The 268-nt window shown below is 40.3% G+C and carries 1 protein-coding gene; it reads right to left on the bottom strand.

Annotated features, from left to right (window positions below; genetic code table 11):
- Positions 1-70: 70 nt before the first annotated feature.
- A complete protein-coding gene (csrA, locus tag AB4585_RS26495) occupies positions 71-268 on the bottom strand; it encodes a carbon storage regulator CsrA (RefSeq protein WP_004415691.1) in 198 nt (65 codons plus the stop codon).

A 268-nucleotide genomic window follows, 5' to 3' on the forward strand; every position in this document is an offset into this window, starting at 1 on the left:
AGTTATATGTACTTTATGCCTACTATAAAACAAGAAAGGCTAGTCCTATGACCAGCCTTTCAATAGAAACTTAGTAGTTGCCTGATGCAACGTTTCCATTACCTTTTTCTGCTTGAATACGCATGTAAATTTCTTCACGATGCACAGAAACTTCTTTAGGTGCGTTTACACCGATACGCACTTGGTTTCCCTTAACACCCAGTACAGTAACGGTCACTTCATCCCCAATCATTAGGGTTTCACCAACACGGCGAGTCAAAATTAGCAT

It is taken from the genome of Vibrio sp. 10N.222.49.C9, assembly GCF_041474985.1.
Taxonomy (GTDB): Bacteria; Pseudomonadota; Gammaproteobacteria; order Enterobacterales; family Vibrionaceae; genus Vibrio; species Vibrio crassostreae_C.

Coding starts and splice junctions, on each gene's coding strand:
- csrA (WP_004415691.1), bottom strand. CDS start 268: ATGCTAATTTTGACTCGCCGTGTTGGTGAAACCCTAATGATTGGGGAT.